At 63.1% G+C, this 21,090-nt stretch carries 24 protein-coding genes; 7 read left to right on the top strand and 17 right to left on the bottom strand.

All coding sequences use genetic code 11. The features are described from left to right. Window positions 1–91: 91 nt before the first annotated feature. Window positions 92–1,291, top strand: coding sequence for a CaiB/BaiF CoA transferase family protein (locus AACG97_RS05640; RefSeq protein ID WP_009683452.1), 1,200 nt, complete (start codon window positions 92–94; stop codon window positions 1,289–1,291). Between the two features lie 20 nt (window positions 1,292–1,311). Then, on the top strand, window positions 1,312–2,187 hold the full coding sequence (locus AACG97_RS05635) for a TIGR02285 family protein (protein ID WP_115293458.1): 876 nt from the start codon (window positions 1,312–1,314) through the stop codon (window positions 2,185–2,187). A gap of 351 nt (window positions 2,188–2,538) precedes the next feature. Here the strand turns inward: AACG97_RS05635 and AACG97_RS05630 are convergent, their stop codons facing one another. From AACG97_RS05630 to ffh, 12 genes are all read right to left on the bottom strand, one after another. Continuing rightward, window positions 2,539–2,820, bottom strand: a complete 282-nt coding sequence (locus tag AACG97_RS05630; RefSeq protein WP_144187639.1) for a DUF3509 domain-containing protein — start codon at window positions 2,818–2,820, stop codon at window positions 2,539–2,541. 68 nt (window positions 2,821–2,888) lie between these two features. After that, window positions 2,889–3,278 (bottom strand): response regulator, encoded by a 390-nt coding sequence (locus AACG97_RS05625; RefSeq protein WP_115293456.1) that lies wholly within the window; start codon window positions 3,276–3,278, stop codon window positions 2,889–2,891. Window positions 3,279–3,455: 177 nt separating this feature from the next. After that, window positions 3,456–4,865, bottom strand: coding sequence for a threonine synthase (gene thrC, locus AACG97_RS05620; RefSeq protein ID WP_009683448.1), 1,410 nt, complete (start codon window positions 4,863–4,865; stop codon window positions 3,456–3,458). Window positions 4,866–5,033: 168 nt separating this feature from the next. Continuing rightward, window positions 5,034–6,338, bottom strand: a complete 1,305-nt coding sequence (locus AACG97_RS05615; protein ID WP_197886362.1) for a homoserine dehydrogenase — start codon at window positions 6,336–6,338, stop codon at window positions 5,034–5,036. A gap of 82 nt (window positions 6,339–6,420) precedes the next feature. Next, window positions 6,421–7,164 carry a DsbC family protein gene (locus tag AACG97_RS05610; RefSeq protein WP_197886363.1) on the bottom strand — a complete coding sequence of 248 codons (744 nt, stop codon included), beginning with the start codon at window positions 7,162–7,164 and terminating at the stop codon, window positions 6,421–6,423. A gap of 152 nt (window positions 7,165–7,316) precedes the next feature. Then, window positions 7,317–8,213, bottom strand: a complete 897-nt coding sequence (gene xerD, locus AACG97_RS05605) for a site-specific tyrosine recombinase XerD (RefSeq protein ID WP_009683445.1) — start codon at window positions 8,211–8,213, stop codon at window positions 7,317–7,319. A 170-nt stretch (window positions 8,214–8,383) separates the two neighbouring features. Then, entirely contained in the window at window positions 8,384–8,791 is a 408-nt protein-coding gene (locus AACG97_RS05600; RefSeq protein WP_009683444.1) for an acyl-CoA thioesterase, read from the bottom strand. A 95-nt stretch (window positions 8,792–8,886) separates the two neighbouring features. Further along, window positions 8,887–9,237 (bottom strand): 50S ribosomal protein L19, encoded by a 351-nt coding sequence (gene rplS / locus AACG97_RS05595; protein WP_008094487.1) that lies wholly within the window; start codon window positions 9,235–9,237, stop codon window positions 8,887–8,889. 42 nt (window positions 9,238–9,279) lie between these two features. Beyond that, window positions 9,280–10,032, bottom strand: a complete 753-nt coding sequence (gene trmD / locus AACG97_RS05590; RefSeq protein WP_003252146.1) for a tRNA (guanosine(37)-N1)-methyltransferase TrmD — start codon at window positions 10,030–10,032, stop codon at window positions 9,280–9,282. 3 nt (window positions 10,033–10,035) lie between these two features. Further along, window positions 10,036–10,572, bottom strand: coding sequence for a ribosome maturation factor RimM (gene rimM, locus AACG97_RS05585; RefSeq protein WP_009683442.1), 537 nt, complete (start codon window positions 10,570–10,572; stop codon window positions 10,036–10,038). A gap of 5 nt (window positions 10,573–10,577) precedes the next feature. Then, entirely contained in the window at window positions 10,578–10,829 is a 252-nt protein-coding gene (gene rpsP, locus AACG97_RS05580; protein WP_008094480.1) for a 30S ribosomal protein S16, read from the bottom strand. Between the two features lie 247 nt (window positions 10,830–11,076). Then, a complete protein-coding gene (gene ffh / locus AACG97_RS05575) occupies window positions 11,077–12,453 on the bottom strand; it encodes a signal recognition particle protein (RefSeq protein WP_009683441.1) in 1,377 nt (458 codons plus the stop codon). 311 nt (window positions 12,454–12,764) lie between these two features. On the opposite strand from ffh, the gene AACG97_RS05570 reads away from it, so the two are divergent. From AACG97_RS05570 to AACG97_RS05560, 3 genes are all read left to right on the top strand, one after another. Next, complete coding sequence (locus AACG97_RS05570; RefSeq protein ID WP_009683440.1) at window positions 12,765–13,574, top strand: cytochrome C assembly family protein; 810 nt, start codon at window positions 12,765–12,767, stop codon at window positions 13,572–13,574. Between the two features lie 9 nt (window positions 13,575–13,583). After that, window positions 13,584–14,789: a transporter associated domain-containing protein gene (locus tag AACG97_RS05565; protein ID WP_009683439.1), complete on the top strand. Its 1,206-nt coding sequence runs from the start codon at window positions 13,584–13,586 to the stop codon at window positions 14,787–14,789. A 273-nt stretch (window positions 14,790–15,062) separates the two neighbouring features. Further along, window positions 15,063–16,361 carry an MFS transporter gene (locus tag AACG97_RS05560; protein ID WP_144187637.1) on the top strand — a complete coding sequence of 433 codons (1,299 nt, stop codon included), beginning with the start codon at window positions 15,063–15,065 and terminating at the stop codon, window positions 16,359–16,361. A 99-nt stretch (window positions 16,362–16,460) separates the two neighbouring features. On the opposite strand, the gene purT is transcribed toward AACG97_RS05560, so the two are convergent. The 5 genes from purT to AACG97_RS05535 all read right to left on the bottom strand — a co-directional run bounded on the left by purT (window position 16,461) and on the right by AACG97_RS05535 (window position 19,744). Beyond that, entirely contained in the window at window positions 16,461–17,642 is a 1,182-nt protein-coding gene (gene purT, locus AACG97_RS05555) for a formate-dependent phosphoribosylglycinamide formyltransferase (protein ID WP_009683437.1), read from the bottom strand. Between the two features lie 76 nt (window positions 17,643–17,718). Beyond that, complete coding sequence (locus tag AACG97_RS05550; protein ID WP_047150237.1) at window positions 17,719–18,186, bottom strand: VUT family protein; 468 nt, start codon at window positions 18,184–18,186, stop codon at window positions 17,719–17,721. 202 nt (window positions 18,187–18,388) lie between these two features. Next, window positions 18,389–18,583 (bottom strand): DUF1289 domain-containing protein, encoded by a 195-nt coding sequence (locus AACG97_RS05545; protein WP_054914026.1) that lies wholly within the window; start codon window positions 18,581–18,583, stop codon window positions 18,389–18,391. Next, a complete protein-coding gene (locus tag AACG97_RS05540; protein ID WP_029885508.1) occupies window positions 18,576–19,100 on the bottom strand; it encodes a gamma carbonic anhydrase family protein in 525 nt (174 codons plus the stop codon). Before AACG97_RS05540 ends, AACG97_RS05545 begins: the two co-directional genes overlap by 8 nt. A 44-nt stretch (window positions 19,101–19,144) precedes the next feature. Continuing rightward, a complete protein-coding gene (locus tag AACG97_RS05535; RefSeq protein WP_009683433.1) occupies window positions 19,145–19,744 on the bottom strand; it encodes a CoA pyrophosphatase in 600 nt (199 codons plus the stop codon). Window positions 19,745–19,868: 124 nt separating this feature from the next. Here AACG97_RS05535 and AACG97_RS05530 point away from each other — a divergent pair, with 124 nt between their 5' ends. Next, window positions 19,869–20,420, top strand: coding sequence for an NUDIX hydrolase (locus AACG97_RS05530; RefSeq protein ID WP_029885510.1), 552 nt, complete (start codon window positions 19,869–19,871; stop codon window positions 20,418–20,420). Between the two features lie 22 nt (window positions 20,421–20,442). After that, entirely contained in the window at window positions 20,443–20,997 is a 555-nt protein-coding gene (locus AACG97_RS05525; protein ID WP_009683431.1) for a L,D-transpeptidase family protein, read from the top strand. The last annotated feature ends 93 nt before the right edge of the window (window positions 20,998–21,090 follow it).

The raw sequence follows: 21,090 nt of genomic DNA, 5'->3' as shown, positions 1-21,090 counted from the left end.
ACCCATCCGCACTCGCCATGCGCCGCAGCAGTACCCGGCGCAACCGCCGTGTGATAAAACCACCGCTCTGCCCAACTGCCACGGATGCCCCATGTCGACGCCCAGCAAACCCCTCGCCGGCCTCAAGGTTGTCGAACTCGGCACACTGATCGCCGGGCCATTCGCCTCGCGCATCTGCGCCGAATTCGGTGCCGAGGTGGTCAAGGTCGAGTCGCCCGATGGCGGCGACCCGCTGCGCAAGTGGCGCAAGCTGTACGAAGGCACCTCCCTGTGGTGGTTCGTGCAGGCGCGCAACAAGCAGTCGCTGACCCTCAACCTGAAGCACCCCGAAGGCCGCGAGGTATTGCAAAGGCTGCTGGCCGACGCCGACATCCTGATCGAGAACTTCCGCCCGGGCGTGCTCGAAAAGCTTGGCCTGGGCTGGGATGTGCTGCATGCGCTCAACCCTGGGCTGGTCATGGTGCGCCTGTCGGGCTTTGGCCAGACCGGGCCAATGAAGGACCAACCAGGTTTTGGTGCCGTAGGCGAGTCGATGGGCGGCCTGCGCTACATCACCGGCTTCGACGACCGGCCACCGGTGCGCACCGGCATTTCGATCGGCGACTCGATCGCCGCCTTGTGGGGCGTTATCGGTGCGCTGATGGCGCTGCGCCACAGGGAGGTCAACGGCGGCCAGGGCCAGGTGGTGGACGTAGCGCTGTACGAAGCTATCTTCGCCATGATGGAAAGCATGGTCCCGGAATTCGATGTATTCGGTTTTATCCGTGAACGCACCGGCAACATCATGCCCGGCATTACCCCCTCCTCCATCCACACCAGCGCCGACGGCAAGCATGTACAGATCGGCGCCAACGGCGATGCAATCTTCAAGCGCTTCATGCAGGCCATCGGGCGTGCCGACCTGGCTGACGACCCAAGCCTGGCCAGCAACGATGGCCGCGACCTTCGCCGGGATGAGCTGTACGGGGTGATCGACCGCTGGGCCAACAGCCTGCCGCTGGAAACGCTGATGCAGGTGCTGACCGCCGCCGAGGTCCCGGCCAGCCGGATCTACTCCGCCGAGGACATGTTCAGCGACCCGCAGTACCTGGCTCGGGAAATGTTCCTGCAGGCCAAGCTGCCCGACGGCAAGCCATTCAAGATGCCTGGCATCGTGCCCAAGCTGTCGGAAACCCCAGGTTCCAGCGAATGGGTGGGCCCGGCCCTTGGCGAGCACACCGAGGCACTGCTGGCCAGCCTTGGCTATGACGCGGCGGCGATCGCCAGCCTGCGCGCCGCAGGCACGGTCTGAACCAGGCGCAGCCCGGCCGCATGCGCGCCGCCCGCCGCCTACGCCCGCTGGTCCTGCTTTGCGGGCTGATGGCCGCATTGCTGCTGCACCCTGCCAGTGCCAAGGAACGCCTGTTCTGGCTGGTGCGTGACCTGCCGCCATTCACCATTTTCGACGGCCCGGAGCAAGGCCGAGGGGTAATCGACCAACTGCTGCCCCTGTTGATTGCGCAGATGCCCGAATACGACCACACCATCCAGCGCGTCAACCGTGCCCGCGGAATCCAGATGCTGCAGGACCGCAACACCTTCACCTGCGACCCGACGCTGCTGTGGACACCCCAACGTGAGGAATATGTGCAGTTCTCCCTGCCCTACCTGGGCGTGCTCAGTGGCGGCCTGGTGGGCCGCAAGGAAAGCCAGGCACTGGTGGCCCCCTATCTGCAGGGCCAGCAGGTAGACCTGCATGGCCTGCTGAGCAAAACCGCACTGAAACTCGGGGTGGTTGCCGAACGCAGTTATGGCCTGCAGATCGACAGCATTTTGCGCCAGCTGCCAGACACTGTGCTCAGCCGCCATTACGGTAACGAAGCCACCGCCAACCTGCTGCAGATGCAGCAGTTGGGGCGCCTGCGCCTGGTGCTCGGCTACTGGCCTGAGGTGCGTTACCTGATCCAGCAGCAAGGCGCCGCGCTGGCCGATTATCAGTTTTATCCAGTGCAGGGGGTGGAGCGCTACCAGTTTCTGCACGTGGGGTGCTCGGACAGCGAACTGGGGCGCGCTGCAGTGGCGCATATCGACCAGTTGCTGCCTGCGTTGCGACGGGACGTGCTGCCTGCGCTGTATGCCCACTGGCTGGATCCGGTCTCGCGCAGAAACTACCTGGAAGAAAGCCAGCGTTTCTTCGAAGCCCATTAAACGCCTACACCGGCTATCGCCGGCGAGCCAGCTCCCAGAGAAAAATGCATAACTTATTGATTTAGCGGGGACTGTGTGGGAGCGGGCATGCCCGCGAAAAATCCAGCGCGGTGGCTGGCACCGGCTACGCCGGTGTTCGCGGGCACGCCCGCTCCCACACAGGCCGCGTCGCGCTTACGAATTGAGTCAGCGGCGCGACAGGGCCGGTAGAGAACCCAGAAAAAAGAAACCCCGGGCGCTGGGGAAGGACGCCCGGGGTCAAGCGAAAGCCCTTGAGGACTTCCCGTGGCAGTTTTGCCAGCGCCGGAGCAAAGCGCTGGCTGGCTGCCCCTACTGTGTCAGATGAATCCTTTAGGCAAAGGTTCCCTGCGGTTGCTGGCGTTGTTGCAGCGCAGCGATCACGCAAGGCTGCAGCCGCCCCTCGGCTATCTGCAGGTCACGGTGCAAACCATCCACCAGGTCGATCAACAGGCGGTGTTCCTGTAACTGGCGCTCACTGACAGTGCGCTGCAAGGTCACCCCCGTGAGGCCGCCTTGAACCGTGAGCTGGCGATTACCGCTGGCATCGGCAACGCCGAGGTGGGTCTGATAAGGGCTCAGTGCATCGTTGAGCAGGCTGCAGATTCTTTCCATCCGGTTCACTCGCTGCATGGTGGGATATAGAGCAACTGACCCGCGGGCACAGCGGAAAGTTCGCCTTGCTATGGCCGTTGTCGATGCCGCGCCTGCAGCGTCTGCAGTGCGCGCTGCAGGCGCGGCATCGACAACGGCCAGGGCAGCTCGGCGAGTACCCACAGGCCTTGCTTGCGCGCCTCTTGGGCCAGGTCGAAACGCTGCGGCGCAGGCTGGCCAACGAACAACAGGGCACGGGCCTGGGCCAGCCGTGCGAGCAGGGCACGGCCGGCCCTGGTTGGCATGGCATGGTCGAGAATCAGCAGGTCTGGGCGGCGTTCGGCGCCAAGGCGGGCATCCAGTTCAGCGGTGGTCGCGCTGATGCGCACAGCGAACACGCCTTGCGCGTTGAGGGCCTGGTGCAGCAGGATCTGGTGCGATGGGCGTGCCTGATGAATCAACACGACGGTCTGGTGCATGAGCCGCTCCTGATGGGAGGACCGGCTAATTTAGGCGCTGGTGAATGCCGCCTGAATAGGATGATTCTGATTAAGCTGCGGGAACTGGCTATACCGCGTCAGCTGAAGCCAACGCGGTTGCCTGCAGGAGCGGCCTTGTATCGCGACGGGGCTGCGCAGCAGCCCCAGGCACACCCGTTACAATGGCTTGCCGCGGTTGCCATGCTGGCTGACAAAGCCCTGTACCGCTTTCAGGTCATTGGCCAGCACCGTGCAACGCTCCTCACGGCTGAACAGGTCGCTGAGGTGCGCCGGCAGCTCGAGTGCCTTGCCCACACCGGCCTTTTCTACCGCTTCAGGGAACTTGACCGGGTGCGCGGTACCCAGCACCACCATCGGCGTGTCCAGGTTGCGACGGCACTCACGGGCGGCCTTGACGCCGATCGCGGTGTGCGGGTCGAGGACCTCGCCAGTGGCAGCGAACACCTCGGCGATGGTCTCGCAGGTCTGCTCGTCGCTGACGGCCAACGAATCGAACAGCTTGCGGGCTTCGGTCCAGCGGTCCTGCTCCACGCTGAAGCCGCCACCCTGCTTGAAGTTGGCCATCAGTTCGGCAATTGCGCCACCGTTGCGGCCGTGCAGGTCGAACAGCAGGCGCTCGAAGTTGGACGACACCATGATGTCCATCGACGGCGACAAGGTGGCGTGCAGGGTTTCCTTGACGTACTGGTTGCCGCTCATGAAGCGGTGCAGGATGTCGTTGCGGTTGGTGGCCACGATCAGCTGGCTGACCGGCAGGCCCATGTTGCGCGCCAGGTAGCCGGCAAAAATGTCGCCAAAGTTGCCGGTCGGCACCGAGAACGCCACGGAACGCGACGGCCCACCCAACTGCAGGGCGGCATGGAAGTAGTAGACGATCTGGGCCATGATGCGCGCCCAGTTGATCGAGTTCACGGCCACCAGGCGGGTGCCCTTGAGGAACGACTGGTCGGCGAAGCTGGCCTTGACCATTTCCTGGCAATCGTCGAAGTTGCCTTCGATGGCGATGTTGTGGATGTTGTCACCGAAAATGGTGGTCATCTGCCGGCGCTGTACCTCCGACACGCGCTGGTGCGGGTGCAGGATGAAGATGTCGACGTTGTCGCAACGGCGGCAGCCTTCGATGGCCGCGGAGCCGGTGTCACCACTGGTGGCGCCGATGATCACCACGCGCTCGTTGCGCTTGGCCAGCACGTGGTCGAGCAGGCGCCCGAGCAGTTGCAAGGCAAAGTCCTTGAACGCCAGGGTTGGGCCGTGGAACAGCTCGAGTACCCATTCGTTGCTGTTCAGCTGGCGCAGCGGGGCCACCGCTGCGTGGGCGAACTCGCCGTAGGTTTCTTCGAGGATCTTCTTGAAGTCGGCGTCGGCGATGCTGCCTTCAACGAACGGGCGCATGACCCGGAAGGCCAGTTCGTGGTACGGCAGGCCGGCCCACGAAGCGATTTCTTCCTGGGTGAAACGTGGCAGGTTTTCCGGCACATACAGGCCGCCGTCACTGGCCAGGCCAGCCAGCAGCACGTCTTCGAAATTCAGGGCCGGTGCCTGGCCGCGGGTACTGATATAGCGCATGGGTGCAAACCTTTGATTTGAGCGGCAAGCTGCGAGCGGCAAGCTACAAGAAAAGCCGACTGGCCTTGCTCTTGTGCTCTGCATCTCGCTGTTCCCGCGAATTTACTCTGTTCGAAGCCTCAAAACTGCACTGCCTTCACTTGCACCTTGCAGCTTGAGGCTTGCCGCTTAATTGAGCTGCTCGACGCGAATGCGCACAACCTTGCCGACCACGTCCTGCAGGGCTTCCAGGGCGACGATGGCATCATTGATGCACTGCTCGACCACGCCGTGGGTGACCAGGATCATCGGTACCAGGCCGTCCTGTTCCTCGGCTTCCTTCTGCATGATCGACTCGATGTTGATACCACGCTCGGAAAGGATGCTGGCGACCTGGGCCAGCACGCCTGGGTGATCCTTGGCCTGGATACGCAGGTAGTAGGCGCTCTCGCAGGCTTCGATCGGCAGGATCGGGTGGGCCGACAGCGAATCGGGCTGGAAGGCCAGGTGCGGTACGCGGTTTTCCGGGTCGGAGGTCATGGCACGGACCACGTCGACCAGGTCGCCAACCACCGACGAGGCGGTTGGCTCCATGCCGGCACCGGCACCGTAGTACAGGGTCGAACCGGCGGCGTCACCGTTGACCATCACGGCGTTCATCACGCCGTTGACGTTGGCGATCAGGCGGTCGGCAGGGATCAAGGTCGGGTGCACGCGCAACTCGATGCCTTCAGCGGTGCGCCGGGCCACGCCCAGGTGCTTGATGCGGTAGCCGAGGGCCTCGGCGTAGTTCACGTCAGCGGTGGTCAGCTGGGTGATGCCTTCGGTGTAGGCCTTGTCGAACTGCAGCGGAATGCCGAACGCGATGGAGGCGAGGATGGTCAGCTTGTGCGCAGCATCGATGCCTTCGACGTCGAAGGTAGGGTCGGCTTCGGCGTAGCCCAGCGCCTGGGCTTCGGCCAGCACATCGGGGAAGGCCCGGCCCTTCTCGCGCATTTCGGTGAGGATGAAGTTGCCGGTACCGTTGATGATGCCGGCCAGCCAGTTGATGCGGTTGGCTGACAGGCCTTCACGGATGGCCTTGATCACCGGGATGCCGCCGGCCACGGCCGCTTCGAAGGCGACGATCACGCCTTTTTCGCGGGCCTTGGCAAAGATTTCGTTGCCGTGCACGGCGATCAGCGCCTTGTTGGCGGTGACCACGTGCTTGCCGTTCTCGATGGCCTTGAGCACCAGGTCGCGGGCGATGGTGTAGCCGCCGATCAGCTCGATGACGATGTCGATCTCGGGGTTGCTCGCAACGTCGAACACATCAGCGGTAATGGGGGTACCGGTAATCTGGCAGTTCGGGTTCTGCGAGCGCATGGCGATCTGTGCCACTTCAATACCGCGCCCGGCACGACGGGCAATCTCCTCGGCGTTGCGCTGAAGTACATTGAAGGTTCCGCCACCGACGGTCCCCAACCCACAGATGCCTACTTTGACCGGTTTCACTGTGAACTCCCCATTGAACGGCCGGCACCTTGCCGACCGTGAAACATGCCGTCACCCCATGACGACGGCGTACTGAATTGGATTACTTGGCCAGTGCCAGCTTGGCGACCTGTGGCGCCGGCTGGTAGCCCGGAATGACCTGGCCGCTTTCCAGCACGATGGCCGGCGTGCCGTTGACACCGATCGACTGGCCCAGCTGGAACTGCTTGCCGACCGGGTTGGCGCACTTGGCCGCCTTGATTTCCTCGCCTTCGACCATTTTGTCCATCGCCGCGCGGCGGTCGCTGGAGCACCACACCGCCTGCAATTGCTGGTCACCCGGCGAACCGAGGCCCTGGCGCGGGAAGGCGACATAGCGCACTTCGATACCGCGGCGGTTCAGTTCAGGCACTTCGGCGTGCAGCTTGTGGCAGTACGGGCAGGTGGTGTCGGTAAAGACGGTGATATGCGACTTGGTTTCGCCCTTGGCAGGATAAACCACCATCTCGGCGGCTGGAATGCCGTTGATGAGCTTGGCCACGCCTTGGCGTTCGGTTTTTTCGGTAAGGTTGACCGGCTTGCCGTTCTGGATCTGGAACAGATACCCCTGCATCACGAACTGGCCATCGGCGCTGGCGTAGAGCACCCGGCCGCCCTGCAGCTTGACTTCGTACAGGCCGTTCAGCGGGCTGCTGGCCACGCTTTCCACGGGTACTTCCAGCTCGAGGTTTTGCAGTGATTTACGGATGGCCTGCTCGGCACCGGCATTGCTGTCGGTTGCCGCGGCAAACGCAAAGGTACTGGCCAGCGCCAACGCGGCGGCGGCGAAAAACTGGGTCACGCGCATGGGAACTCCTGAAGGCGGACAGGGACCGGAGGGCGCCACCGGCGAAAAAGAGCGGTGAGCGTGCGGCCCTTGGTGCAAACCGCCCAAGCCTACCACATCACGCTGCTGGTGAAGGGCCTGGCAAGGACCGGTCGGCGGAACATGAAAAACATTCATCCACGCGGGTGGTGCTGGGCGTGCAACTGTTGCAGGCGAGCCTTGGCCACATGGGTGTAGATCTGCGTGGTCGACAGGTCGCTGTGGCCCAGCAGCATCTGCACCACGCGCAGGTCGGCGCCATGGTTGAGCAAATGGGTGGCAAAGGCATGGCGCAGCGTATGCGGGGACAGCGGCTTGTCGATACCGGCCACGCGGGCATGGTGCTTGATGCGGTGCCAGAAGGTCTGGCGGGTCATCTGCTCGCCGCGAAGGCTGGGGAACAGTACATCACTGGGGCGGCCATTGAGCAGTTCGGCACGGCCACTGCGCAGGTAGCGCTCCAGCCATACCACGGCTTCTTCGCCCATGGGAACCAGGCGCTCTTTGCTGCCTTTGCCCATGACCCGCAGCACGCCCTGGCGCAGGTTGACCTGGTCGAGGGCCAGGCTGACCAGTTCGGTGACGCGCAGACCACAGGCGTACAGCACTTCGAGCATGGCGCGATCACGCTGGCCGATGGCCTCGCCCAGGTCCGGGGCCTGCAGCAGGGCCTCGACGTCCGCTTCGGACAGCGACTTGGGTAAAGGCTTGCCCAGTTGCGGCATGTCGACCTGCAAGGTCGGGTCGATGGCCACCAGCTTTTCCCGCAACAGGTAACGGAAGAAGCCGCGCAGGCCGGAGATGAAACGTGCCGTGGAACGCGGCTTGTAGCCCTGCTCCAGGCGCCAGGCCAGGTGGTCGAGGATCAGGTCGCGGCCAGCGTCGGGCAGCGCCACGGAGCGCTCATGCAGCCAGCCGTTGAACAGGGCCAGGTCACTGCGGTAGGACACGCGGGTGTTGTCGGACAGACCTTTCTCAAGCCACAGGGCGTCGAGGAACTGGTCGATCAGGGGGTGGTCTAGGGCGGGCATTCAGGGCTGCTGGGTGTTGGAGATGGGGCTAGTGTTTCACAGCAGCCTGGGGGTTGTCTGTACCGGCCTCTTCGCGGGCACGCCCGCTCCCACAGGGCCTGCACAGGCTTTGAATGCTTTGCATGGCTGTAGAAGCGGGCGCGCCGGCGAAAGGGCCAGTGCAGAAGAACTCAGGCCTGGGGCAAAACCGGCACCGGGCGCTTGTCCTCGTCGATGGCGACAAAGCTGAACACCCCGTGGATCGCACGCTCACGGCCGTCCAGGTACATGTTTTCTACGAACACATCCACTTGCACCTGCAAACTGGTGTTGCCGACCTTGATCACCGTGCCCACCAACTCGACGATCGAGCCCGCCGGGATCGGGTGCTTGAAGTCGATGCGGTCGGTGGACACGGTCACCAGCGGCAGGCGGCAGAAGCGCGTGGCAGCGATGAACGACACCTCGTCCATCCAGGCCAGCGCAGTACCGCCGAACAGGGTGTTGTGGTGGTTGGTGGTGTTGGGGAACACCGCCTTGGTCACGCGGGTAACCGACAGTTCGGTGCGGCGCTGAATTTCCTGGTCTCGGGTAGTCATCGCAATTCGATCTTCTGAAGGTTGAAAAAGCAAAAAAGCAGCCCGAAGGCTGCTTTTCTCTCGCTAGGCGGCCTCGGCCACCGGGCAAACTGTACTCAGGACAGTTTTTCCTTGATGCGAGCGGCTTTGCCGGACAGGTCGCGCAGGTAGTACAGCTTGGCTTTACGCACGTCACCACGACGTTTCACGGCCAGGCTGTCGATTTGCGGGCTGTAGGTCTGGAAGGTACGCTCTACGCCAACGCCGCTGGAGATCTTGCGCACGGTGAAGGCGCTGTTCAGACCGCGGTTACGCTTGGCGATAACGACGCCTTCGAACGCCTGCAGACGGGAACGCTCACCTTCCTTCACTTTAACCTGAACGACAATGGTGTCGCCTGGTGCGAAGGTCGGGATTTCCTTGCTCATCTGCTCGGCTTCGAGCTGCTGGATGATCTTGTTGGTCATGCTGTGCTCCTAAGATGGATACGCGATCCACCATCGATACGTTTAACTATCGTCCCGCTCGCGGAGATATTCCTCGAGCAGCTTCTTCTCTTCTCCAGAAAGCGAGCGACTTTCCAGAAGATCGGCGCGTCGTTCGAAGGTCCTACCAAGGGACTGCTTCATCCTCCAACGCCGGATGTGTGCATGGTTGCCACTTAGCAACACGTCGGGAACACGCTGATCCGCATACACCTCAGGCCGGGTGTAGTGCGGGCAATCAAGCAGACCGTCGGTAAAGGAATCCTCTTCCGCCGAGTCCACATGCCCTAAAGCTCCGGGCAGCAGCCGCGTAACCGCATCGATCAGTACCATGGCCGGCAGCTCGCCACCGGAAAGCACATAGTCACCAATCGACCACTCCTCATCGACATGAGCCTCGATAAAGCGCTCGTCGATGCCCTCATAACGACCGGCGATCAGGATCAACGACTCCTGTTCGGCCAGGCCTTTGACCGCTTGCTGAGTCAGCTTGCGGCCTTGTGGCGAAAGGTAGATCACCTTCGCCGCAGCTCCGGTTGCCTGCCTGGCGCTAACCAGTGCATCTTCCAGAGGCTTTATTTTCATCACCATGCCCGGACCACCGCCAAACGGCCGATCATCTACCGTGTGGTGACGATCTGTGGTGTAGTCCCGCGGGTTCCAGCAAGTCACCTGAAGCAACCCTTGTTTCACCGCGCGGCTGGTAATGCCGTACTCCGTGATGGCCGAGAACATCTCGGGGAACAACGTGATCACATCTACGCGAAGGTTACCCATCGTTTAGAAATCCGCGTCCCACTCAACCCGCATCGTGCCTGCTTCCAGGTCGATTGCCAGCACGCATTGCTCCGTATAGGGCAACAGCCGCTCGCGATCATCCAGGCTGCCCGCACAGGGCTTGACCACCATTACATCGTTCGCGCCAGTCTCCAACAGGTGATCGACCTTGCCGAACAGGTGTTCGTCCTGGTTGATGACCTTCAGACCCACCAATTGGTACCAGTAGTACTCGTCGGCAGCCAGGTTGGGCAAAAGGCTCCGCGCAATGCAGATTTCGTAACCGCTCAGAAGCCGGGCTTCATCACGATCATCGAGGCCTTTCAGTTTCACGACCAGGCCCTTTTGGGAGCCACGACCGCTGACCAGCTCGACCTGCTTTACCTTGCCTTCGTGCCGAAGCGTCCAGCGCGGATAATCCAACAGGTTTTCAATCGGATCGGTAAAGGAATACACCTTCACCTCGCCGCGAACGCCGTGAACCGAAAAAATCTTGCCAACGACGATGAGGTCGTCAGCCTTTTCTGGCGTCGCGTTCATACGTTTCAGGCAGCGGCCTTGGCAGCGTCCTTCAGCAGCTGAGCAACGCGCTCAGACGGCTGTGCGCCCTGGCTCAGCCAGTAGGTGACGCGCTCTTGGTTGACCGACAGCTTGACTTCGGCGCCCGATGCGATCGGGTTGAAGAAGCCAACGCGCTCAACGAAACGGCCGTCACGGGCGTTACGCGAGTTGGTCACGGTCAGGTGGTAGAATGGGCGCTTTTTCGAGCCGCCACGGGCCAGACGAATGGTTACCATGTGAACATCGTTCCTATAGTCGGTGTTGCAGTTTTTACTGCAAATCTGAATGCCAAATAGGCACACGGGTGCCCAAAAGGCCGCATATTCTCGGGGAATACACGGACATTTGCAAATGACTTTTTCGGCAAGGCACCGCCCCGCCGTCCAGATTTGCCGGTTGCGCCGCGAAATTCGCGGCCGTTGCCCCGCCATGGCGGGGGTTCTGGGCGCCTGCCCGACGAAAGGCAGGCACCCGGAATACGTGTTACAGCTTGGGCATGCCGCCGCCCGGGAGCATACCGCCCAGGCCGCGCATCATCTTGGCCATGCCGCCCTTGGCAGAGAACTTCTTCATCATCTTCTGCATCTGCTTGTGCTGCTTGATCAGCCGGCCGATGTCTTGCACCTGGGTGCCGGAACCCAGGGCGATACGGCGCTTGCGCGAACCGCTGATCAGGTCAGGGTCGCGGCGCTCGGCCGGGGTCATGGAGTTGATGATCGCTTCCATCTGCTTGAACTGCTTCTCGGCCGCGCCCTGGGCGTTGCCCATCTGCGACAGGTTGACCCCGCCGATGCTCGGCAGCTTGTCCATCAGGCCACCCAGGCCGCCCATGTTCTTCATTTGCTGCAGCTGGTCGCGGAAGTCTTCGAGGTCGAAGCCCTTGCCCTTCTTCAGCTTCTTGGCGAGCTTGTCGGCCTTGGCCTTGTCGATGGTCTGCTCGGCCTGCTCGATCAGGCTGAGTACATCGCCCATGCCCAGGATGCGCGAGGCCACACGGTCGGGGTGGAACGGCTCGAGAGCCTCGGTTTTTTCACCCATACCGATGAACTTGATCGGCTTGCCGGTAATGGCACGCACCGACAGCGCAGCACCGCCACGGGCGTCACCGTCGACCTTGGTCAATACCACGCCGGTCAGCGGCAGCGCCTCGCCAAAGGCCTTGGCGGTGTTGGCGGCGTCCTGGCCGGTCATGGCGTCGACCACGAACAGGGTTTCGATCGGCTTGACCGCAGCGTGCAGCGCCTTGATCTCGGCCATCATGTCGGCATCGATGTGCAGGCGGCCGGCGGTGTCGACGATGACCACGTCGATGAACTTGAGCTTGGCTTCGCGGATGGCCGCTTCGGCAATGGCCACCGGCTTCTGGCTGATGTCGGACGGGAAGAAGGTGACACCGATGTCGTTGGCCAGGGTTTCCAGCTGCTTGATCGCCGCCGGGCGATAGACGTCGGCGGACACCACCATCACGCTCTTTTTCTTGCGCTCCTTGAGGAAGCGCGCCAGCTTGCCAGCGGTGGTGGTCTTGCCGGCGCCCTGCAAGCCGGCCATCAGTACCACGGCAGGCGGGGCGGCATTGAGCGCCAGGTCTTCGTTGGCCGCGCCCATGAGGCTTTCCAGCTCGGCCTGCACGATCTTGACGAACGCCTGGCCCGGGGTGAGGCTGCGCGACACTTCGGTGCCGACCGCACGGTCCTTGACGCTGTTGACGAAATCCTTGACCACCGGCAGGGCGACGTCGGCCTCGAGCAGGGCCATGCGCACTTCGCGCAGCGTGTCCTTGATGTTGTCTTCAGTCAGCTTGGCCTTGCCGGTGACGTGGCGCAGCGTCTGTGACAGGCGGTCGGTCAGGTTTTCGAACATGGTGATCCTTTCAGGCCCAGTAAAAGCCGAGGTTTGTCAGGCGCCTGCAGGGAAAAACATACCCGCCAGGCACAGCAAGGCGGCGATTATAGCGAAGTGCGGCGGCGGCGCCCACCTTAGCTTCCGAGCGGCAAGCTACAAGCTACAAGCTACAAGCAAGAGCCGATGCGCGGGATGGCTGCTTTTTCTTGAAGCTTGCCGCTTGAAGCTTGAAGCTTGCCGCTTAAAGCCCCCCGCTTCAGGCTTGCAGCTTCCAGCTTGCAGCTCACTATGCCAAACTCCGTCTCTTTAAGGCTCGCCAATCAGGACTTATGTTCTCCTCACCCAGCCTCATCCCCAACCTGATCGCCGCCGGCCTTTATATAGCAGCGGCCATCTACCAGGGCTCCTACCTCGCCCAGGGCCGCAAGGCCGACAAGCGCCTGCTCGGCCTGCTCGGTGCCGTTGCGGTGCTGGCCCAGGCCGGCGCACTGTTCTTCCAACTGATCACCCCACTGGGCCTGAGCCTGGACTTCTTCAGCGCAGCCAGCCTGATCGCCGTGGCAGTGATTGCCCTGACCCTGCTCGCCTGCCTGCGCATACCGGTGGAAAACCTGCTGGTGCTGCTGTTCCCGCTGGGCGCGGTAACGGCCTTGCTGGCGCAGTTCGCGCCACCCGGCACGGTGCCACTGATCGACGAGGAGCCGGGCATTCTTGCGCACATCCTGTTGTCGATCCTGGCCTATGGGCTGTTCACCATTGCCGTGTTCCAGTCGCTGCTGCTGCTGCTGCAGGACCGCCAGCTGAAGAACAAGCACCCGTCCGGGCTGATCCGCAACTTCCCGCCGCTGCAAACCATGGAAAGTCTGTTGTTCGGCTTCCTCTGGGCCGGCTGGTGCCTGCTGTCGCTGTCGCTGATCTCCGGCTGGCTGTTCCTCGAAAACCTGTTCGCCCAGCACCTGGTGCACAAAACCTTGCTGGCCTGCGTTGCCTGGGTCGTATTCAGCGTGCTGCTGTGGGGGCGAACCCGCCTGGGTTGGCGCGGCCACAAGGCCATTCGCTGGACGCTGGCCGGTTTCTGCCTGCTGATGCTGGCCTATTTCGGCAGCAAGCTGGTTCGCGAATTCATTCTGCATATCTGACGGCCACCCATGGACACCCTGCCGTACGCACCGCTACTGGTCACGCTGGCATTGGCGCTGCTCTGGGCAGCGCTGTTCACTGCTGTGGACGTTGCGCGCCTGCAACTGGCTGGCGCGCTACGCAGTGGCGATGATGGCCAGCCAGCGTTGCCCGCCCAGGCACTGGTGCTGTGCGCCAGCCTCGGCAAACTGCTGGTCCTGGGCCTGGCGTGCCTGGTCGGGCAGCGCTACGACGGCGAACACGGCTTCTGGCTGGCCGGGCTGGCCGCTGCCGCGGCCTTGTTGGTGTTTGCCGAGTTCCTGCCGCGGCGCCTGGCGCGGCGCAACCCGCAAGCACTGGCCAGCCTGGGCGTAAGCCTGCTGAAAGCGCCGCTCACGCTGCTGCAGCCGTTCGCCTGCCTGCTCGACGGTTGCGCCAAACTGATCTTGCGCCCGTTCCGCGCGCAACCAGCGGCAGTGCCCCTGCACCCGCAGGAAGATGACGACCCGGATGAAGACGAGCGCCACGAAGCGCCCCGCCACGGCCTGCTCGACGGCCTGCAGGCGCTGGACAAGGTCACCGTCAACGACATCCTGGTGCCGCGCAGCGAAGTGGACGGCATCAACCTCGACGAGCCGATCGAGCGCATCATCGAACAGCTGATTGTCAGCCGCCACACCCGCCTGCCGGTGTACCACAACGACATCAACCAGGTGGAGGCGATCCTCAACACCAAGCTGATCAGCCATTTGCTGCCCAAGGCCGAGTTGACCCTGGAGGCGCTGCACGGGGCCTGCTACGAGCCGTATTTCGTGCCCGAAAGCACACCGCTGCAAATGCAACTGCTGAACTTCCACAAACAGCAACGGCGCCTGGGTGTGGTGGTGGACGAGTATGGCGAAGTGCTGGGTATCGTTACCCTGGAAGACATTCTCGAAGAAATCGTCGGCGAGTTCGAAGACGAACAGAGCCTGGAAAACCCGCACGTGCATCCGCAGCCCGATGGCACATTCGTCATCGATGGCACTGCCTCCCTGCGTGAAATCAACCGCAGCCTGGGCTGGCACCTGCCCTGCGACGGCGGGCCGAAAACCCTGAACGGCCTGGTGACCGAAGCACTGGAAAGCATTCCCGAAAGTGCCGTTTGCCTGAAGATCGGCCGCTATCGCCTGGAGATCCTCGAAACCGAGGACAATTGTGCCAGCAAGGTACTGGTGTGGACCCTGGCGCGCTAGCTATACTCGCCCCACGCTTACCCAGCCCCGCCGCCACGCCTGCTACCCGCACCCGGCGTTTCACGGCCAGTCCGCCCCACTGACACGCCCCGCGGTCCTGCTTCCACACCCTGAACAGTGCCCGCCCCCGCCCCTATCCCCCTTGGGCTATCGTCAGTCGGGCGCACACAACAACAAAACGCTCCGGCGCCCGCGCCGCCGTGCCTGCCTTTGCAGCGCACCCGTCGTGGAGCAAGCCCACGGAGCCGGACCAGACTGTTAGGGACCTACTTAATGACAAGCAGCACCTATGCCCAAGCCCCTGCGGCGCCGGTCAACTCGCCCGCGCGGGTAGCCACTGCCAGTTTCATTGGCACCGCCATCGAGTTCTACGACTTCTACGTTTACGCCACGGCTGCCGCCCTGGTCATCGGGCCGGTGTTTTTCCCCTCCGGCTCGGGCACCGCACAGATGCTGGCGGCCTTCCTGACCTTTGGCATTGCCTTTCTTGCCCGGCCGCTGGGCTCGGCACTGTTCGGCCATTTTGGCGACCGCATCGGCCGCAAATCGACCCTGGTCGCCTCGCTGCTGCTGATGGGTGTGTCTACCACGGCCATCGGCGTGCTGCCGGGCTACGACAGCATCGGTGTATGGGCACCGATCATCCTCTGCCTGCTGCGCTTTGGCCAAGGCCTGGGCTTGGGCGGCGAATGGGGCGGCGCGGCACTGCTGGCCACCGAAAACGCCCCGGAGGGCAAGCGCGCCTGGTTCGGCATGTTCCCGCAATTGGGGCCATCGATCGGCTTCCTGGCGGCCAACGGCCTGTTTCTGACCTTGGCCCTGACCCTGAGCGACGAGCAGTTCCGTGAGTGGGGCTGGCGTATCCCGTTCCTGCTCAGCGCCGCCCTGGTGCTGGTAGGCCTTTATGTGCGCCTGAAGCTGGAGGAAAGCCCCGTGTTCGCCAAGGCTGTTGCCCGCCATGAGCGGGTGAAAATGCCGGTGGTCGACCTGTTCGCCAGGCACTGGCGCCCTACCCTGCTGGGCGCTGCCGCCATGGTGGTGTGCTATGCGCTGTTCTATATCTCCACCGTGTTCTCGCTGAGCTACGGTGTGACCACGCTGGGGTACAGCCGGGAGACGTTCCTCGGCCTGCTGTGCTTTGCCGTGGTATTCATGGCGCTGGCGACGCCGCTGTCGGCCTGGCTCAGCGACCGCTACGGGCGCAAGCCGGTGCTGATCGTCGGCGGCCTGCTGGCGGTGGCGTCGGGCTTTACCATGGAGCCTTTGCTGACCTCGGGCTCTACCGCCGGCGTGGCACTGTTCCTGGCCATCGAGCTGTTCCTGATGGGCGTGACCTTTGCACCGATGGGGGCTTTGCTACCGGAGCTGTTCCCAACCCATGTGCGATACACCGGCGCTTCGGCGGCGTATAACCTGGGTGGGATTGTCGGCGCCTCGGCGGCCCCGTTCTTCGCCCAGAAGCTGGTGAGCATGGGCGGTTTGAGCTGGGTGGGGGGCTACGTGTCGGCAGCCGCAATGATCAGCTTGATCGCTGTGCTGTGCCTGAAAGAGACCCGCAATACTCAGCTGTGAGTCTCAAGCTGCAAGCTGCAAGCTGCAAGCTACAAGCTACAAGCTACAAGCTACAAGCGACGCGCATTCTCTTGCAGCTTGAAGCTTGAAGCTTCCAGCTTAGAACTCGACCTTGACCGCCTGCGAAGCGCGGGTCGCCTTGGCCCGCGCCGCTTCAACCGACTCGTCGCGCGCCAGGCACACACCCATGCGGCGGGTACCGTTGATTTCCGGCTTGCCGAACAGGCGGATGGCAGTATCCGGCTCGCTCAAGGCTGCACCCAGGTTGGCGAAGCTGGTCTGCTGCGACTGCCCCTGCGGCAAGATCACCGCCGAGGCCGAAGGGCCGAACTGGCGCACCACCGGGATCGGCAGCCCGAGAATGGCGCGGGCGTGCAGGGCGAACTGCGACAGGTCCTGGGAAATCAGGGTCACAAGGCCGGTGTCATGCGGGCGCGGCGAGACTTCGCTGAACCACACCTGGTCGCCTTTCACGAACAGTTCCACGCCAAACAGGCCCCGGCCACCCAGCGCATCGGTGACCGCCTTGGCCACACGTTGCGACTCGGCCAGCGCTTTCTCGCTCATGGCCTGGGGCTGCCAGGACTCCTGGTAGTCCCCCTTCTCCTGGCGGTGGCCGACCGGTTCGAGGAAGGTGGTGCCCCCCACATGACGCACGGTCAGCAGGGTGATTTCGTAGTCGAAGTCGATGAAGCCCTCGACGATCACCCGGCCCTTGCCGGCGCGGCCGCCTTCCTGGGCATAGTCCCAGGCCTTCTGCAGGTCGGCGTCGCTGCGCAGCAGGCTCTGGCCCTTGCCCGACGAGCTCATGACCGGCTTGACCACGCACGGGTAGCCTACATCGGCCACGCCCTTGGCGAAGTCTTCATAGGTGTCGGCGAAATGGTACGGCGAAGTTGGCAGCTCCAGCTCTTCGGCGGCCAGGCGGCGGATACCTTCGCGGTTCATGGTCAGCTGGGTCGCGCGGGCGGTGGGCACCACGTTGAAGCCTTCGTTTTCCAGCTCGACCAGGGTGGCGGTGGCGATGGCTTCGATTTCCGGAACGATGTAGTGCGGCTTCTCGGCCTCGATCACGGCACGCAAGGCCACGCCATCGAGCATGTTGACCACGTGGCTGCGGTGCGCAACCTGCATGGCCGGGGCATTGGCATAGCGGTCGACGGCGATCACTTCGACGCCCAGGCGCTGCAGCTCGATCACCACTTCCTTGCCCAGCTCGCCACAGCCGCACAGCAATACACGGGTCGCAGTAGGCGACAAGGGGGTTCCGATACGGGTCATTTCAGGTCCTCGAAGGCATCCGGGGCCGCACCCGGCTTGGCGCGACCCGCTGAAAAAGGACCGCTATTCTACACCATCAGCTGGCCGCAGCAGCCCGCCGGGCGCGAAATGCCATGGCCAGCCACACCGCGGTGACGCCGGTGAACTTGGAGGCCATGGCCGTGCCGACCACCGCCGGGGCCAAGGCACCGATCATGCCGAAGAAGATGAAGGTGTCCACCGGAATGCTCAACGCCGAACTCAACCACAGGCGGTCACGCAGTGGCCGCCGGGTGACGCTGAACACCAGCCAGTCGATCAGTTCGGAAATGAAGAACGCGGTGGCGCTGGCCAGGGCGATGGCCGGCTCAGAGGTCACATACGACAGCACCAGCGCTACCAGCATAGCGACCAGGGCGCCGTGGCCGAAGCGGGTTTGCACCATGTCGCGCAGGATGAACACCAGGCCGCCCCAGGCGGACCAGATGACGTCCAGGTGCGGGGCACTGGAAAAGGCGTAGTTGATCAGCACTACGCTGCTGATATAGGCAAGCAGATAGAACATGGCGGGTAATCTGTGGGCAAGCCGTACAGATTACCGTCGAGCCGTTCGCGGGTAAACCCGCTCCTAAAGATGATCCGTCACCCTCCAGGCTCATGCTGTACCTGTAGGAGCGGGCGTGCCCGCGAACACCGGCGGAGCCGGTGCCATGTACCGCGGTGGCGGTTTCGCGGGCATGCCCGCTCCCACAGGGTTCTGCATCAGACTAGAGGATGAGGCCAGCCTCTACTGCCCGTTCATGGCAACGCTTGAGCACCGCGCGGCGCTCGTCATTGTCCATCCGCCCCCAGCGGCCGATCTCGGCCACGCTGCGCTGGCAGCCGGTGCAGATGTCCTGCTCGTCCAGCGCACAGATGCTCACGCAGGGCGAAGCCACCGGCCGTTCCACAACATTACTCATCGTCAATTACCAACTCCCGCGCATAACGCCGGGCATTGTGCACGTAATGGGCGGCGCTGGCTTCCAGCAGGCGCTTCTGCTGCTCGGTCAGCTCGCGCACCACCTTGCCCGGCGACCCCATCACCAGCGAACCGTCAGGAATTTCCTTGCCTTCGGGAATCAGCGCGTTGGCGCCGATGATGCAATGCTTGCCAATACGCGCGCCATTGAGGATCACCGCATTGATGCCCACCAGGCTGTAGTCACCGACCGTGCAGCCATGCAGCATGGCATTGTGACCGACGGTCACGCCCTTGCCCAAGGTCAGCGGCGACCCCATGTCGGTGTGCATCACCGTGCCGTCCTGCACGTTGCTGTCTTCGCCGATGTCGATCAGCTCGTTGTCGCCGCGCAGCACTGCGCCAAACCACACACTGGCATTGGCTTGCAGGCGCACGTTGCCGATCAGCGTGGCGTTAGGCGCTGCCCAACTGGTGGGGTGGCTCTCGACCCGCAGGTCGCCCAGGCGGTACTTCATGCTTGCTCCTCAGGCTGGAACGCAGACGACGGGGTTGGCCCCGCTCAGTTTTCGATGTACCGCTCAGGGGGCTGATGCAAGCTGATGCCGGCATCGAACAGCAGGTTGACCAGTTCGACGATCATGATCGCCGACAAGCCCCAGATCTTGTATTCGCCATAGCGATAACTGGGTACATACCAGCTGCGGCCCTGGTAATCGATACGGTGGGTATGGTCACGCGGGTCCTGGCGGAAAAACTCCAGCGGCACGGTGAATACTGCCGCGATCTCGGCGTCGTTGGCGCGGTATTCGACGAAGTCGGGGATAACGCCGACGAACGGTGTCACTTTCAGGCCATGCAGTGAAATCAGCGGGCTGAGCGGGCCGACCACCTCCACCAGACCCGGCGGCAAGCCAATTTCTTCTTCGGCTTCGCGCAGCGCGGTGAACACCAGGTCCGGGTCTTCCGGGTCGCGGCGGCCTCCGGGAAAAGCCACTTCACCGCCATGGGTGGACAGCCCTTGGGCGCGCAGGGTCAAGACCAGTTCGGGCGCTTCGCTACGGGTAATGGGCAAAAGAACCGCCGCTTCGGGGAACCGCCGGTCGGTTTCCAGTGATGCGGGTTGGTGGTTGCTCATTCGGCGAAGTAGCTCGTCCAGCATTGCGCACGCTCGTATCCAAGGCCTGCCTTGCATGATGCACCAAAGCCGCGCGGCACCCAAGCCCCCGCGCTTGCGGCGCGCCTGCGGCCGCGCCAAGATAGCCCGGAACATAAAGGATAGTGCCATGAACTACTGCAGCGCGTGCGGCCACCCGGTCACCCTGCGGATCCCCGAAGGCGACAGCCGCCTGCGGTATGTCTGCGAGGCTTGCCAGACCATCCACTACCAGAACCCCAACGTCGTCGCCGGCGTGCTGCCCACCTGGGGCAGCCAAGTGCTGCTGTGCCGCCGCGCCATCGAGCCGCGCCGCGGTTTCTGGACCCTGCCCGCCGGTTTCATGGAGAACGGCGAAACCCTCGACCAGGCCGCCCGTCGCGAAACGGTGGAGGAAGCCTGCGCCCGGGTCGGCGCAACCAGCCTGTACCAGCTGTTCGACCTGCCGCACATCAACCAGGTGCATGTGTTCTTCCGCGCCGAACTGGCAGACCTGGATTTCGCTGTGGGCGTCGAGAGCCTGGAGGTGCGGCTGTTCGAGGAACACGAGATTCCCTGGGGCGAGCTGGCTTTCCGCACAGTCACGCGCACACTAGAATGCTACTATCGCGACCGCATCGGGGCGCACTACCCCATAGGCCATGAGTACCTGCCGCCGATGCTCGTTTCGCCCAATACCTAGACGCCTTCAGGGATACCGTTACATGCGCTGGTTGCTTGCCATTTTCTGCCTTTGCGTTACCTCGGTGTCCCAGGCGGCATTTACCGAGACCATCATTCGTAAGCCTGTGCAGGCCGCGCCATCCCCGTCGCCCTCGCAGCAGGCGATGCAACCGCTGATCGATAAGGTGCTGGTGATCAAGTCCGAGCGGCGCCTGCAATTGATCAGCCGTGGCGAGCCGCTGAAGACCTACCGCATTTCCCTGGGCAAGCAGCCCAAGGGCGCCAAGCAGCGCGAGGGCGACAAGAAGACCCCAGAGGGCCTGTACTGGCTGGACTGGCGCAAGCAGAGCGATCGCTTCAACCTGGCCATGCACATCAATTACCCGAACAGCAACGATGCCGCCCGCGCTACCCGTGAAGGGGTGAGTGCCGGCAGCATGATCATGATCCACGGCACACCGATCAACGATGAATACCCGGAATGGTATTTCCACACCCTGGACTGGACCGATGGCTGCATTGCCATGCGTAACCGTGACATGCAGGAGGTGTGGAACCTGGTACGCGATGGGACGTTGATCGAAATCCGGCCCTGAGCCCTACCAGCGCAGCCACGCAGGCCAGGCAATGCCGAGAGCCGGTTGCTTTAAAAGCTCGTTAACATTTCTGCCAACGAACCATCACATTTG

This window comes from Pseudomonas sp. Nvir (genome assembly GCF_963778085.1).
Taxonomy (GTDB): Bacteria; Pseudomonadota; Gammaproteobacteria; order Pseudomonadales; family Pseudomonadaceae; genus Aquipseudomonas; species Aquipseudomonas juntendi.
Note: the sequence above shows the minus strand (reverse complement) of the source record. Positions and strands in the feature narration are given on the sequence as shown.